Source organism: Kitasatospora sp. NPDC058965, from assembly GCF_042741245.1.
GTDB lineage: Bacteria > Actinomycetota > Actinomycetes > Streptomycetales > Streptomycetaceae > Kitasatospora.
Genome location: NZ_JBHYKG010000217.1, coordinates 1 through 14,579, shown reverse-complemented (window position 1 = coordinate 14,579; position 14,579 = coordinate 1). Strand labels below are relative to the sequence as shown.

The 14,579-nt window shown below is 74.5% G+C and carries 9 protein-coding genes; 5 read left to right on the top strand and 4 right to left on the bottom strand.

All coding sequences use genetic code 11. The annotated features are described in order from the left end of the window. Positions 1 to 14: 14 nt before the first annotated feature. Both ACFW1A_RS28465 and ACFW1A_RS28460 read right to left on the bottom strand, forming a co-directional pair. A complete protein-coding gene (locus ACFW1A_RS28465; RefSeq protein ID WP_380413543.1) occupies positions 15 to 2,147 on the bottom strand; it encodes a phosphocholine-specific phospholipase C in 2,133 nt (710 codons plus the stop codon). A gap of 317 nt (positions 2,148 to 2,464) precedes the next feature. After that, positions 2,465 to 4,042: a phytoene desaturase family protein gene (locus ACFW1A_RS28460; protein WP_380413541.1), complete on the bottom strand. Its 1,578-nt coding sequence runs from the start codon at positions 4,040 to 4,042 to the stop codon at positions 2,465 to 2,467. Positions 4,043 to 4,150: 108 nt separating this feature from the next. On the opposite strand from ACFW1A_RS28460, the gene ACFW1A_RS28455 reads away from it, so the two are divergent. The 5 genes from ACFW1A_RS28455 to ACFW1A_RS28435 all read left to right on the top strand — a co-directional run bounded on the left by ACFW1A_RS28455 (position 4,151) and on the right by ACFW1A_RS28435 (position 12,922). Further along, positions 4,151 to 4,507 (top strand): PadR family transcriptional regulator, encoded by a 357-nt coding sequence (locus ACFW1A_RS28455; protein WP_380413539.1) that lies wholly within the window; start codon positions 4,151 to 4,153, stop codon positions 4,505 to 4,507. Between the two features lies 1 nt (position 4,508). After that, complete coding sequence (locus ACFW1A_RS28450) at positions 4,509 to 5,078, top strand: hypothetical protein (protein ID WP_380413537.1); 570 nt, start codon at positions 4,509 to 4,511, stop codon at positions 5,076 to 5,078. 133 nt (positions 5,079 to 5,211) lie between these two features. Next, a complete protein-coding gene (locus ACFW1A_RS28445) occupies positions 5,212 to 10,674 on the top strand; it encodes a tetratricopeptide repeat protein (protein ID WP_380413535.1) in 5,463 nt (1,820 codons plus the stop codon). 126 nt (positions 10,675 to 10,800) lie between these two features. Further along, positions 10,801 to 11,871: a nitrous oxide reductase family maturation protein NosD gene (locus ACFW1A_RS28440; protein WP_380413532.1), complete on the top strand. Its 1,071-nt coding sequence runs from the start codon at positions 10,801 to 10,803 to the stop codon at positions 11,869 to 11,871. A gap of 22 nt (positions 11,872 to 11,893) precedes the next feature. Next, on the top strand, positions 11,894 to 12,922 hold the full coding sequence (locus ACFW1A_RS28435; protein WP_380413530.1) for a methyltransferase: 1,029 nt from the start codon (positions 11,894 to 11,896) through the stop codon (positions 12,920 to 12,922). A 7-nt stretch (positions 12,923 to 12,929) separates the two neighbouring features. Here the strand turns inward: ACFW1A_RS28435 and ACFW1A_RS28430 are convergent, their stop codons facing one another. After that, positions 12,930 to 14,306: an acetyl/propionyl/methylcrotonyl-CoA carboxylase subunit alpha gene (locus ACFW1A_RS28430; RefSeq protein WP_380413528.1), complete on the bottom strand. Its 1,377-nt coding sequence runs from the start codon at positions 14,304 to 14,306 to the stop codon at positions 12,930 to 12,932. Positions 14,307 to 14,314: 8 nt separating this feature from the next. After that, on the bottom strand, positions 14,315 to 14,579 hold a 265-nt coding region (locus ACFW1A_RS28425), incomplete at its 5' end, for an acetyl-CoA carboxylase biotin carboxyl carrier protein (protein WP_380413526.1).

Here is a 14,579-nt window from a genome sequence, read left to right as displayed (position 1 = left end):
CTCCGTCGCCGGGGTCAGACGACCGAGCCGGTGGTGCCGAAGGAGCCGGTCTCGATGTGGCCGACGAACCGCTGGGACCAGCCGGGGTCGTTGCTGACCGTGATCGTGAAGTCGTACCAACTGTTCGCGTAGCTGGTCTGGTTGAAGTAGTCGGCGAACGAGGCGCCCGGGCCGACGGCGTAGGTCCAGCTGCCGCTGCGGTAGTTGTTCGCCGTGATGGTGAAGGTGGCGGTGTCGGTGGGGTGGTCGTTGAAGAGCTGGAACCAGAGCGCGATCGGGTCGAGGTTCGGGGCGAAGTAGCTCTTCACCCGGGCGTAGCGGCCGTTGGCGCCGCCGGTGTCGCCGCGGAACCGGCGCAGGAAGCGGTTGGGACCGGTGACGGAGAGGTCGTACTTGCCGCCGCCGGAGCCCGCACCGATGTTGAAGTAGTCGCTGGTGGCCGCGTTCGCGCCGACGGTGTACTGCCAGGGGCCGCCGGAGCGGTAGGCGTTGGCGTAGGCGGCGAAGTGGGTGGCGTTGGTGGCCAGGGCGCCGAGGTTCTCGAAGCTGATCCAGGCCTGCTGGGAGCCGGTCGGGTCGGTGCCGGCGTAGTGGTCGAGGTAGGCGTTGGTCTGGTACGGCAGAGGGCAGGCCGTCCTGTTGCCGCTCTCCTGGACCGGGCGGGTGCCGCTTCCGGCGGGCGGGGTGGCGGCGGTGGCCCGGCCGCAGGCGGCGGCAGTCATGAGCGCGTGCCCGGCGGGGACCGGGTCGGGCAGCGCGGGCAGCGGGCCGAACACGGGGTTGGCGAAGTCGAATGCCGAGGTCAGGTCGCCGCACAGGGCGCGCCGCCAGGCGCTGATGTTCGGGCACTGGACGCCGGTCCAGGACTCCAGGAACCGCAGCACCGAGGTGTGGTCGAAGATCTGCGAGTTGACCCGGCCGCCCCGGGTCCACGGCGAGACGATGATCATCGGCACCCGGAAGCCGAGCCCGATCGGCACGCCCGAGACGTGCTCGGCGGGGTCGTTCGGGTCCGCCGGGACCGGCGGCGGAACGTGGTCGAAGAAGCCGTCGTTCTCGTCGTAGGTGAGGATGAACACGGTGGAGTCGAGGACGCCCTGGTCGGCGCCGAGGGCCTCCAGCACGCGCTTGGCCATGGTCGAGCCGACGCTCGGACTGGCCTCGGGGTGCTCGGAGTTGGCGTAGTCGGTGACGATCCAGGAGACCTGGGGCAGGGTGCCGCCGACCACGTCGGCGTGCAGTTGGGCGATCAGCGCGTCCGCCACGTCGCCGCCGGCGTAGGGCACGCCGGCCACGCCCTTGGTCCACAACGCGGCGTTGCCCCGGCCGTCCTGGGCGGGGTCCGCGGTCATGAAGGGGGCGAAGTACTCCAGCGCGTTGTCGCCGTAGTTCTGGTTCCCGGCCTGGTCGTAGACCTGGTAGACCTTCCAGCTCACGCCGGCGCCCTCCAGGCCCTCGGCGTAGGTCTGCCAGTTCTGACCGGTGCGGCGGAAGTCGCCGCCGTTGTAGTGGACGGCGTTGGCGCCGGGCAGCCCGGCGCCGATCGAGCCGGACCACAGGTAGTTCCGGTTCGGGCCGGTGCTGGAGATGATCGAGCAGTGGTAGCCGTCGCAGATCGTGTAGGCGTCGGCGAGCGCGTAGTTGTACGGCAGGTCGCCGCGGGTCAGGTAGCCCATGGTCAGACCGGTGCTGCTCTTGGCCGCGTACCAGTTGTCCATCCGGCCGCCGTCCCAGGCGCTGTGCTGGTCGTCCCAGGCGTGGCCGCCGCCGTTCGCCACGCACTGCGAGGCCTCCCAGCCGCCGGTGGCGGCGCTGAGCGGCCACGGGAAGATCGAGCCGGTGCCGCGCGGCTGCTGGAACAGAGTGCGGTTGGACGGCCCGGTGGCGGTGCCGGGCAGGTCGACGACGGTGTGGTCGCCGAAGCCGCGGACGCCTTGGAGCGTGCCGTAGTAGTGGTCGAAGCTGCGGTTCTCCTGCATCAGGACGACCACGTGCTTGACCGGCTGCAGGCGCGGGTCCTTCGGCACGGTGGCGCCCACCGGCGTGGCGGCCAGGGCGGTGCGGGTCCGCGGCAGTCCGACGACGGCCGCGGCGACCACCGCCGTCGCGGAGAGCAGCAGGGACCTGCGGGGAACGGAGGTGGTCATGGGGAGCGCCGTTTTCCGTCGGGGGTGGGGGACGACTGCGGTGCCCGGACCGGCGGCGCCACCGTGGGGGCGGTGGCGGGGGCCGTCGTGGGGTGCCCGGGCAGGGTCAGTCGCGACATCGCGATGCCGATTTCTGTTCACTAAGGATTAACCCTGCGCAGCTTCAAGCATGATTGACCAGACTCTGCACACTGGCAAGGGTCCGCGAGCCGGTAAATGTCCTGATGGCCCGTCAGATCTCCGGGAGCCCGGCAGCCGACCGACGGCCCGGGCGCGCCCGGCCGACCGGCCCGCTCCTGGAGCCACTGCTCCCGCCGCTACCGCGGGAGGTCCTCCAGCACGGCCCGGGCCGCGTTGTGGCCCGGGATGCCGCTGACGCCGCCGCCGCGGACCGCCCCCGCGCCGCACAGCAGCACGGTGGGGTGCGCCGTGGCCACGCCCCAGCGGGCGGCGGCGCCGGCGGGCTCCTCGGTGGCGAACGGGAACGCCAGGTCCCGGTGGAAGATGTGACCGCCCGGCAGGCCGAGCTCCCGTTCCAGTTCCACCGGCGTCCTCGCCTCCACACACGGCCGCCCCTGCGCGTCGGTGGCCAGGCAGTCGGCGATCGGCTCGGCGAGCACCCCGTCGAGCTGGGCCAGGGTCGCCGCCAGGGCGCGCTCCTTCGCGGCCGGGTCGGCGAACAGCCGCGCGGGCATGTGCAGGCCGAACAGCGTGAGCGTGTGCAGCCCCTGCCGGGCGGCCTCGGGGCCCAGGATCGACGGGTCGGTGAGGGAGTGGCAGTAGATCTCCGACGGCGGCGCGGCGGGCAGCCGGCCGGCCGCCGCCTCGGCGTGCGCGGTCGCCAACTGCCGGTAGCCCTCGGCGACGTGGAAGGTCCCGGCGAACGCCTCGCGCGGATCCACCGCGCCGTCGCGCAGCTGCGGCAGCCGGCGCAGCACCATGTTGACCTTCAGCTGGGCGCCTTCCGGCGCCGGTCCCGGGTCCGGCTCGCCCAGCAGGCGGGCCAGGGTCGCGGGGGCGGCATTGACCAGCACCCGCCGACCGACCGCCGTCGCCTCGCGGTCGTCCTCGCGGTAGCTGACCTCGGCGTCGCCGACGCCGTCCGTGGCGATGGCGGTCACCTCGCAGCCGGTCCGCAGCTCCGCGCCGGCCGCCAGCGCGGCTTCCACCAGGGCGCTCGTCACCGCGCCCATGCCGCCCACCGGCACGTCCCAGTCGCCGGTGCCGTTGCCGATCACGTGGTAGAGGAAGCAGCGGTTCTGCCGCAGCTCGGGGTCGTGGGCGTCGGCGAGGGTGCCGATCAGCGCGTCGGTCAGCACCACGCCGCGCACCAGGTCGTCCGCGAACTCCGCCTCGATCGTCTCGCCGAGCGGCCGCTCGAACAGGGCCGACCAGGCCGCCGCGTCCCCGACCAGGCGGCGCAACTCGTCGCGCGCGGGCAGCGGCTGGGTGAGGGTCGGGAACACCCGCCGGGCGACGTCCGCCGTCGTCCCGTAGAACCGCCGCCACGCCTGCCACTCCCGGTCGGAGCCGGTCAGCGCCCGGAACGACTCCCGGGTGCGGCCCTCGTCGCCCGCGTCCACCAGCAGACCGGTGGGCCTGCCGTCCCGGACGGCGGGCGTGTACGAGGCGATCCGGCGCCGCCGCAGCTCCACCCGCAGCCCGAGCTCGCGGACCACCTTCCGCGGCAGCAGGCTCACCAGGTACGAGTACCGCGACAGCCGCACGTCCACCCCGGCGAACGCCTCGGCCGAGACCGCGGCCCCGCCGACCTGGGCCAGCCGTTCGAGCACCAGCACCCGGTACCCGGCGCGGGCCAGGTAGGCCGCTGCCACCAGGCCGTTGTGGCCACCGCCAACGATCACGACATCGTGCCGGGAGGACGAGTTCGACATAGCCGGAACGTACCCGACCGGAGCGCCCGGCGGAACAGTGCCGCGGCGCAGTGGTGCGGCGGAACCGGCTACTTGACATTGCCTAGTACTGGAGACAGTCTGGATCCTGTGACCTCCAGCCATGACCCGCAACTCCTCAAGGGCGTCCTGTCGCTCCTGCTGCTGCACCTGCTCGCCGAACAGGAGTCGTACGGCTACGAGGTGGCCCAGCGCCTGCAGGCCGCCGGCTTCACCGACGTCCTGGAGGGCACGGTGTATCCCGCCCTCGCGCGGCTCGAACGCGAGGGGCGGCTGGCCACCCGGCTGGTCGCCTCCGCCAGCGGCCCCGCGCGCAAGTACTACCGGCTGACCGAGGCCGGTCACCAAGCGCTGGCCACCGGCACCGCCACCTGGGCCCGGCACGTCGCCGGCGTCGACGCCGTCCTGGCCCGCCCCCTGCCCACCGCACCGCAGAAGGGTTCCTGACATGCCGCACACCGTCACCCGGCTCGACCGGCTGCGCATCGAACGGGTCGTCTGGTCGCTCGACCAGCGCCTGTACGACCTCCCCTCCGCCACCCGGATCGCCCGCCGCCGCGAGGTCCGCGCCAACCTGCTGGCCGCCGCCGCGGAGGTCGGCACCACCCAGGCACTGCGCCGCCTCGGCGGCAGCCGGGCGCTGGCGCAGGAGTACCTGGAGGCGGAGCTCGGCGCCGGACCGCGGCACTCCTGGATGGCCGCGGCGCTCTTCCTGTTCACCACCCCGCTGGTGCTCAACTTCTTCCTGGACGAGGCGGCCAACGCCTACCAGCAGGCGATCGCCGCCGCCGGCCCGCACAGCGACGGCACCTTCACCTGGAGCGGCGTCACCGGACTGCAGAGCTCCGTCACCGTCGCCCTCCACCAGGGCGAGGCGACCCGCACCGGCGGCGCCTGGACGCCGCTGGCCTGGGTCCTGCTGCTCGCCGGCGGCATCGCCTGCGGCCGCCTCTGGCGGGCGCTGCCGCGCCGCCGGCCGCAGGGTGCGAGGACCACCGGGGAAGGCCTGGCCGACTGACTCCGACTGACCGTCCGTCAGGACCGACCGGCAGGACACCTGCCCCGCACCGCGTCCGGCCGGATTCAGCCCGCTGGAACCGGCTGAGAGGCTACTGTCTGACGCACTGTCACAGTGCGATGAGGGGGCGCAGATGGCGGGCTTCGAGATCGTGGTCGGCCACCTGTTCGCGAGTCTGGTGCGCCGGACCGGGTCGGGCCCGGGACTGACCACTGACTCAGACCCCCTCTACAACCTGGTGAGCCATCGACTCGGGGCGGATCCTGCGCTGGCGCGGGCCGCCGAGGAGGCGGCGACCGGGCCGGGCGAGCTTTCGGCGCGGACCCGCCGCCGACTCACGGACGCCCTGGAGGACGCCGCCGAGGGCGATCCGGACTTCGCCGGCGCCGTCGAGGCGCTCGTGCTGCGCCTGCCGGCGTCCGGCGGCGGTCCGGCCGTCACCGGCTCGGTGAGCATCACGGCGACGGACCACTCGGCAGCCGCCCTGTGGATGAACGGGGTGACGATCTGGACCGCTCCGGACCAGCAGCAGCCGGGGGACGGTCCCGGGCCGACCGCACCCGCGAGCCGGCCCGTCGATGCGGACCGGCCGCCACGCCTCGTCGTCACGGCCTCCGACCACGGGATCGCGGCCGGCTCCATCCACGCGGTCCACATCCACGCCCCCGCACCCGAGCCCGCCTCCGGGCCTCTCTCGGTCGGGCCGGTCCCCACGCCGGACGCGGCGCTCCAACCGCGGACCGAGGCCGCCGGGCGCCTCGCCGCAGCGCTCGACGAGCACCGGTCCGTCCTGGTCAGCGGGGCCGGCGGGGTCGGCAAGTCCCAGCTGGTGGCCGCCCACGTGCACCAGGTCCTCGCCACCGGGGCCCGCCACTTCGTGCTCTGGGCGGACGCCACCGACGGCCCCTCCCTCACCGCCTCGTACGCCGCGGCCACCCGGCAGCTCTGGCCCGGCCCGCAGGCCGGCGACCTGGCGGACCAGGCCGAACGATTCCTGGACTGGTTCCGCTCCCCCGGCCCGTCCGCCCTGGTCGTCCTGGACAACCTGGCCGACCCCGAGCTGCTGGCCGGCCGGTGGCCGTCCAGCACCGCCGAGAACCGCCGGGTCATCGCCACCAGTCGGCGGCGCGGCGGCTCCACCGGCGGTCTTCTCGGCGCTGTCGTCCCGATCGGGAGCTTCGCTCCGGCCGAGTCGCTCGACTTCCTACGCGCGCGCCTGCAGGCCGACGGACAGACCGCTCATCTGGCCGGGGCGGCGCACCGGCCGGGCCTGTCCGAGGTCGCCGAGGAACTCGGCCACCTCCCGCTCGCCCTCGGGTACGCCGCGGCGGTCATGACCACGGGGGAGCTGACCGCCGACGAGTACCTGGTCGCGCTGCGCGAACGGGCCGCCGGCCTGGACGAGGTGTTGACGCCCGACCTCGGGGCCGGTCGGCCCGGCCTCACCGCTGCGCTCCTGCTCTCGCTGGACGCCGCCCAACTCCGGCGCCCCACCGGCGCCGCCAAGCCGGCCCTGCAGCTCGCGGCCTTCTTCGACCCGAGCGGTCACCCCGAACGCCTCTGGCAGGCACCGGTCGTGCGGGACCTGCTGACCAGTCAGGGGGCGGAGGACTACCAAGGCGTGGGCCGCCGCGGCGTCGGCGACGCGTCCCTGCGGATCCTGCACGAGTACGGGCTGATCACCCACGGCCGGGGCGAGCAACCCCGGGCCGTCCAGTTGCACGCCCTCACCGCGCGCGCCGCCCGCGACACCCTCCGGCCCGACCAGCTCGCCCGCTGGGCCGACTGCGCGGCCACCGCCCTGTTCGGGCTGTGGCCGGAGCACGACTACACCGACACCGACCTGGAGGAGACCCTGCGCGCCAACGCGCGCACCCTGCACAGGAACCTCGGCGACCGGCTGTACAGCGCCCCGGACGGCCCCCGCCTGCTGGACCGCCACGCCCGCAGCACCGGCGCCGCCGGACTGCTCCGGGACGCGCTCCGCCTCTGGACCGACCACGCCGCCACCACCGCCCGCCTGCTCGGGCCCGATGCGCCGGACACGGTCGCAGCCCTCACCGGCCGGGCCGAGGTCCTGGTTGCCACCGGTGACCTCGCGGGCGGGCTGACCCTCGCTCAGGACGCGGCCGACCGCGCGCTGCGCACCACGGGAGCGCGGTCCGAGCCGCACCTGTCCGCCCGCCTGGTCGTGGTCCAGGCCCACACCGCAGCCGGCCGCTTCGACACGGCCGCGGACCTGACCGGCCCCCTGGTCGCCGACGCACTCGCGCAGCTCGGCCCGGCGCACCGGGTCACCCTGATGGCCCGGCTGGCTGCCGCCGAGGCCGAACGGTCCCGCGGCCGCCTGGCCGCGGCGGCCGACCACGAGCAGGCGGTCCTGGCCCAGGCAGCCCTCTCCGGCGGGCTCGGACTGGACGACGAGTTGCAGGTGGAGGGAGCTGCGCTGCTCACCCGCTTCCTGCAGACCGAGGACACCCTGACCGCCCACGCAGCCGCAGTCCGGCTGCTGCAGCGCCGAGAGCGGCTGCTCGGCCCCGACCACCCGGGCACCGCCGAAACCCGGCTCACCGTGGCCTCGACCGCGCTGCGCAGCGGACGCGCTGACGAAGCGTTCGAGCAGGCCACCAAATCGGCGAACGCCCTGTCCGCCGCCATGGGCGACGGCCACCACGCAACCCTGGGCGCCCGGGGGACGGCCGCCCTGGCCCTGGCCGATGCCGGCGAGCCGGGCCGGGCGGCCGTGCTCGCGGCAGGCGCACACGCGACGGCGGTCCCTGCCCTGGGAGAGGAGCATCCGACCACGCTGTACTGCGCCGCCGTGTTCGCCAGGACCCTGACCGCCGCCGGCCAGAACGGTGAAGCCCTGCCGGTGCTGGAGCGCACGGCGGAGCTGCGCACGAAGGTGCTCGGCCCGCTGCACCCGGACACCCTGACCGTGCGGGCCGACCTCGCCTCCGCCTGGCAGCACGACGGCCGCCTGACCGAGGCGGAAGCCCTGCTGCACGAGGTGCGCGACGCGGACGCGGAACGCTTCGGCGAGGATCACCCCGAGACACTGGCCAACCGTCACAACCTGGCCCTGATCTGGTCGGAGCTGGGACGCGACGCGGAAGCCGCCGCAGCGTTGGCCGATGTCGTCCGCCTGCAAACAGCCCGGGTGGGCTCCGAGCACCCCGCCACCCTGACGGCCCGCCAGTCCCTCGCGGTCGTGCGGGCCCGCACCGGCCACACTCTCGACAGCCTCGCCGAGCACCGTGCCGTCCTGGAGATCCAGGCGCGGACGCTCGGCCCCAACCACCCCAGCACGCTCACCAACCGGACCAACGTGGCCGTCGCCCTCCGCCAGGCCGGGCACACCGCGCAAGCCGTGGCCGAAGCCCGGGCCGTCACCGAGGACGCGGCCGCGGTCCTCGGTGCCACCCACCAGATCACCCTGACCGCCGCGGCGACCCTCTCCGACGGTCTGGCCGTGCTCGGCCGCCACGACGAAGCCCTCGCGCTGGCCCGGGAGTTGCTGGACCGGGTAGCGACGGCCGGTGCGCCCGCCCGTCCGACGGTCCTGTCGCTGCGCACCCACCTGGCCCGGCGACTGAGCGAGGCGGGCCGTACGGTCGAGGCGGTCGAGGCCCAGGAGGGCCTGCTGGCCGACGCCGAGGCCGCGTTCGGCTCCGACCATCCGACCGTCCTGGTTGCCCGCAGCGACCTGTCCACCGTGCTGATCGAGGCAGGTGAGTTCCTGAGGGCGGTCGAGCTCGCCCGTACCACTCTGACCGGGACAGTGCAGCGCTACGGCACCGACCACCCGCAAGGGCTCACGGCCGCGGCCAACTACGGCACCGCCCTCTACGCGGCCGGCCGGATCGAGGAGTCCATCGCGGTGACCGAGGAAATCGCCCGGGCCCGCGTACGACTGCACGGGCCGCTGGCACCCGACACGCTCGCCGTGCGGGCCAACCTCGCCGCCGCGCTGGCCGTGGCCGGCCGCACCGCCGAGGCGGTCGAGATCGGCCGGGAGGTCCTGGCCGGCCGCACCGCCCTCGGCGACACCGGAGCGCCGGTCGTCCTCAACGCCAAGGCGAACCTCTCCGCCATGCTGCGCGGTGCCGGACAGTTCGACGAGGCCCTCGCCCTCGGCCAGGAGGTGGTCGACGCCCGGCGGGAGCTGCTCGGACCGGAGCACCCGGACACCCTGACGGCCGAGCTCAACCTCGCAACGTACCTGTGGGACGCCGACCGGGTGAACGAGGCCGTCGCGATGGAGCGCCACGTCCTGGCGGTGCGCGAGGCGGCCCAGGGCGCCGGCCACCCCGACACCGTGCTCACGCGCAACAACCTCGCCCAGAGCCTGTCCGCCCTCGGCGACAGCGAGCGGGCCGCCGAACTGCACGGCCGCAACGCGGAACTCGGCATCCGGCTCCTCGGCCCCGACCACCCGTCCGTCCTGACCAGCCGTGCCGCCCGCGCCGTCGAACTGGCGTCCGCCGGCCGGTTCGACGAAGCCCTGTCCGACTTCACGGAGGTGGTGGCCCTGGCCGACGCGGCGGGCCTGGACGCGGCAGTCCGCTTCCACCTGCGCCACCAGCACGCCATGGCGCTGCGCCGAGCCGGCCGGATCGCCGAGGCGCTGGACCTGACACGGCAGGTGGTCACCGAACACACCGAGCGGCTCGGCGCGGAGCACCGGGACACCCTCGGCGTCCGGGAGAACCTCGCGTGGCTGCTCGGCATGCTCGGTCGGAGCGGCGAGGCGCTGACGACCCAGCAGGAACTGCTGGAGATCCGTGAGCGTCTGTGGGGGCCGGACCACCCGGAGAGCCAGACCGCCCGCGCGGAACTGGCCGCCGCCACCCACCTGGCGGGCCGGTTCGCCACCGCGGCGGCCCTGCTCGAACCGGTGCGAGCCGCACGACTGGCCGCGCTCGGCCGCGACGACCCGCGGCTCCTGACGATGAGTGGGAACCTCGCCGGCATGCGCTCGCGCGCCGGTCTGCCCGCACTGGCGGTCCCGATGGAGGAGGACGTGCTGGCCCGGCGAGAGCGGATCAACGGGGAGCGGCACCCGGACACCATCTGGACCCGAACCAATCTCGCCACCAGTTACCGCCGTGCGGGCCGCACGGCTGAGGCGCTCGAACAGGCTCGGCGGGCGCACCAGGACGCGGTCGAGGTCCTCGGTGCGGGCCACCCGATCACCCAGCGGGCCGCCGTCGCCCTGGCCACCGCCCTCCTCGCCGCCGGCGAAGGGGGCGCGGCGGGCGAGGTCGCCGGCCCCGTCTGGTCCGGCGCCGTCACCGACGGCACGGCGGGGCTCCCGACCGCCCTGCTGGCGGGCACGGTGCTGGTCCGGATCGCGCTCGCCGCGGGCGACCGGCAGCGGGCGGCCGACCTCTCGGCCACCGCACTCGCCGCGGCCGCGGACACCGCCGGCGCCGACCATCCGGACGTACTGGTCCTCCGCCTGCTCGGTGCCCTCGCTCGTACGGACGACGAGGCGCAGGAGCAGGTGACCCGGGCGCTCGCCCTCCTCGCTGCAGCACTCGGTGAGCAGCACCCGGAGTACCTCGAGCTGGCCCGGCTCGCCCCGGGGCGCTGAGCCGGGCGACCGGCCCCGTGGTACGAGCCTCACCGAGAGGGCTCGGGCAAGCCAAGTGCCTGGCCCCCGCCGCGAGGAGTGAGCGAGCGGTGGCGCAGTGTCACGGCCGGGGTTAGCTTCGGACTCATGTCCTCACAGATGTCCCGCCGTGCGCTCCCCCGGACGCTCGCCGCCGTCGCCGGCCTGCTGCTCCCCTCGATCGCCGCCGCGGTGCCGGCGCACGCGGCCGGCGTCGTGGTGGTCCACCCCGGCGAGTCGATCCAGCGCGCCGTGGACCGGGCGGGGGCGGGCGGCACCGTGCAGGTCCTGCCGGGGACGTACCACGAGAGCGTCCAGATCTCGGTCTCCGGCCTCACCCTGCGCGGGGCGGGTGCGAAGACCGTGCTCACCCGGCAGAACGCGCCCGGGGACCAGGCGTGCGCCAAGGCGGGCGACGGCATCTGCGTCACCGGAACGGCCGACCACCCCGTCACCGGGGTGAGCATCGAGTCGCTCGCCGTCGCGAACTTCGCCAAGGACGGCATCGCGGCCACCGGGACCGACGGGCTGACCGTCCGTCACGTGCTGACCGAGGACAACGGCCAGGAGGGGGTCAGTCAGGAGAAGTCGGTCCGCGGCCGGTTCCTGGACAACGAGGCCCGGCGCAACGGCGAGGCCGGGATCTTCCTGGCCAACATCGTCAACGGCAAGGGCGGGGCCGTCGACACCGGGGGAACGCTGGTCTCCGGCAACCGGCTCACCGACAACCGGATCGGCACGGTGGTGCGCCGGCTGCGGAACCTGAGCGTCGAGCACAACACGATCACCGGCAACTGCACCGGCGTCTTCGTGGTGGGCGACGACGGCCGGCCGCGGGCCGGCGCGCTGAGCGTGCGGGCCAACCGGGTCGACGGCAACAACACCTACTGCCCCCCGAACGGCCGGATCCCTTACCTGCAGGGCAGCGGCATCGTGCTCACCGGCGTCGAGTCCACCGAGGTGACGGACAACCACGTCACCGGGAACACCGGCGCCGCACCGATGTCCGGCGGGATCGTGCTGTTCCCGAGCTTCGTCGGCGGCGCGAGCACCGGCAACACCATCAGCGGCAACGTGGCCACCGGGAACCGGCCCGCCGACCTCGCGGACCGGGACACCGGCCGGAACACCTTCACCGCCAACCGCTGCGGGACCTCCGAGCCGGCCGGCCGGTGCTGACGCCCCACCCAGGGAGAGACCTATGACCACCGTGCAGACCGACGATGCGCACGCGCCGTTCCGGCTGCGGGAACTCGTCTTCGGCGCGGCCCGCGCCGCCGCCGTCCGGGCGGCGGTGCGGCTGCGCCTGCCCGACGCGCTCGACGACACGCCCCTGACGGCCGAGGAGCTGGCGGCCGCGGTGGGCGCCGAGCCGGGCCCGGTCGCCCGGCTGCTGCGCGCACTGTCCTGCTACGAGGTCTTCGCCCAGACCCCGGACGGCCGCTACGCCCACACCCCGATGTCGCGGCTGCTGCGCGAGGACACCCCGGGCAGCCTGCGGTACATCGCGCTCTGGTGCACCGAGCCGTGGACCTGGGAGGCCTGGCCGCGGCTGGACGACGCCGTCCGCTCCGGCACCCACGTCTTCGAGGACCTGCACGGCAAGGACTTCTTCAGCTACCTGCACGCGGACGCGGGCGACTCGGCCCGGGTGTTCGACCGGGCGATGACCACCTCCAGCCGGCAGTCCGCGCACGACCTCGCCGAGTTCCTCGACCTCGACGGGGTCGACTCGGTGGTGGACATCGGCGGCGGCCAGGGCCACGTGCTGGCCTCCCTGCTGGAGAAGCACCCGCGGCTGACCGGCACCCTGCTGGACCTGCCCGCGGTGGTCGCGAACGCCGATCCGCGGCTGCGCGACGGCGGCCCGCTGGCCGACCGGGTGACCCTGGTCGCCGGCGACTGCCGGGACGGGATCCCGGTCCGGGCCGACCTCTACATCATCAAGAACATCCTGGAGTGGGACGACGGGAGCAGCCGCCGCCTGCTGCGCGCAGTGGTCGCCGCCGGCGGGCCGGGCGCGCGGGTGGTGGTGGTCGAGAACCTGGTCGACGACAGCCCCTCGATGCGCTTCACCACCGCCATGGACCTGCTCCTGCTGCTCAACGTCGGCGGGGCCAAGCACTCCGAGGAGAGCCTGACCGGCCTGCTGGCGCAGGCCGGTCTGGAACTCAAGGAGGTCCGGCCGGTCAACTCCTACCTGCACGCCTTCGAGGCCGTGGTCCGTTGACCCGCGGTCAGTTCGCCACCCGGGCCGGTTCGCGCATGGTCGCGACCAGCCCGGTGGTGTGCCCGCCGGCCCGGAACAGCGGGTGGTCGAGCACCTCGCCCAGGAAGCCCGCGGTGGTCCGCACGCCCGGCCCGTCCACCCGGAACTCGCCGAGGGCCCGCTGCATCCGGGCGATGGCCTGCGCGCGGTCCGGCGCCCAGACGGCCACCTTGGCGAGCAGCGAGTCGTAGTCGGGCCCGATCCGCCAGCCCGTGAAGGCGTGCGTGTCGACCCGGACGAACGGTCCGCCCGGCGGCACGAACTCGGTCAGCGTCCCCGGCGCGGGCGTGAAGTCCCGCTCCGGGTCCTCGGCGTTGACCCGGCACTCCAGCGCCACCCCGCGCGGCACCAGGTCGGCCTGCGAGACCGACAGCGGCGCGCCCGCGGCGACGGTGATCTGCTCGCGGACCAGGTCGAACCCGGTGACCCACTCGGTGACCGGGTGCTCCACCTGGAGGCGGCAGTTGACCTCCATCAGGTAGTACTCGCCGCCCGGGGTCACCACGAACTCGAAGGTCCCGGCGCCGACGAAGCCCACCGCGGCGGCGCCGCGGACCGCCGCCGCGCACATCGCCTCGCGCATCCGGGGCGACAGGTTCGGGGCCGGCGACTCCTCGACCAGCTTCTGGTGCCGCCGCTGCACCGAGCAGTCCCGCTCGCCCAGGTGCACCACGGTGCCGTGCCGGTCGCAGAGCACCTGCACCTCGACGTGCCGGGCGTCCTCGACGAAGCGTTCGAGGTAGAGCCGCTCGTCGCCGAAGACCGCGCGGGCGTGCGCGCGGGTCCGGTGGTAGGCCAGCCGCAGGTCGTCGCCGGCGCGGACCACGGCCATGCCGCGTCCGCCGCCGCCGGCGACCGCCTTGAGGATCACCGGGAAGCCGACCTGCCGGGCGAGCGCCTCGGCCTCGGCCGGGGACCCCAGCGCCCCCGTGCTGCCGGGCAGCACGGGAAGCCCCGCCTCCGCCATCAGGGTGCGGGCCACGGCCTTGTCGCCGAGCTGCTGCATCACCCGGGGCGGCGGGCCGATGAAGACCAGGCCGTGCGCCTCGCAGATCTCCGCGAAGTCCGGGTCCTCGGAGAGGAAGCCGTAGCCGGGGTGGACGGCCTGCGCGCCGGTCTGCTGGGCGGCCTCGACGATCGCCGGCACGTTGAGGTAGCTGGCCTTCGCGGGGGCCGGTCCGATGTGGACGCTGCGGTCCGCGAACCGGACCACGGCCGAGTCGCGGTCGGCGGTGGAATACACGGCCACGGTGCGGATGCCGAGTTCGCGGCAGGCGCGGGCCACCCGCAGGGCGATCTCGCCCCGGTTGGCGATCAGCACGGTGGAGAACGGAGGGTTCGTCACGACCGGCCCTACCGGGCCTCGGCCGCGGGCTCCAGCGCGATCAGGCGCTGGTCGAACTCCACCGGGTGCGCGTTCGGCGCGAGCAGCTCGACCACCCGCCCGTCGGAGTGCGCCTCGATGGTGTTCATCATCTTCATCGCCTCCAGCACCCCGACCGGCTGGCCGCTGCGGACCACGTCGCCGACCTTGACGAACGGCGGCGCGTCCGGCGAGCCGGCGTGGTAGAAGGTGCCCACCATGGGCGCCTTGACGTACGTCAGCCCCTCCTGGACC

What these genes read in the sequence shown, in the direction of transcription:
- ACFW1A_RS28450 (WP_380413537.1), top strand. Translation starts at nt 4,509, where the DNA reads ATGCCGCACACCGTCACCCGGCTCGACCGGCTGCGCATCGAACGGGTC.
- ACFW1A_RS28465 (WP_380413543.1), bottom strand. Translation starts at nt 2,147, where the DNA reads ATGACCACCTCCGTTCCCCGCAGGTCCCTGCTGCTCTCCGCGACGGCG.
- ACFW1A_RS28440 (WP_380413532.1), top strand. Translation starts at nt 10,801, where the DNA reads ATGTCCTCACAGATGTCCCGCCGTGCGCTCCCCCGGACGCTCGCCGCC.
- ACFW1A_RS28460 (WP_380413541.1), bottom strand. Translation starts at nt 4,042, where the DNA reads ATGTCGAACTCGTCCTCCCGGCACGATGTCGTGATCGTTGGCGGTGGC.
- ACFW1A_RS28445 (WP_380413535.1), top strand. Translation starts at nt 5,212, where the DNA reads ATGGCGGGCTTCGAGATCGTGGTCGGCCACCTGTTCGCGAGTCTGGTG.
- ACFW1A_RS28435 (WP_380413530.1), top strand. Translation starts at nt 11,894, where the DNA reads ATGACCACCGTGCAGACCGACGATGCGCACGCGCCGTTCCGGCTGCGG.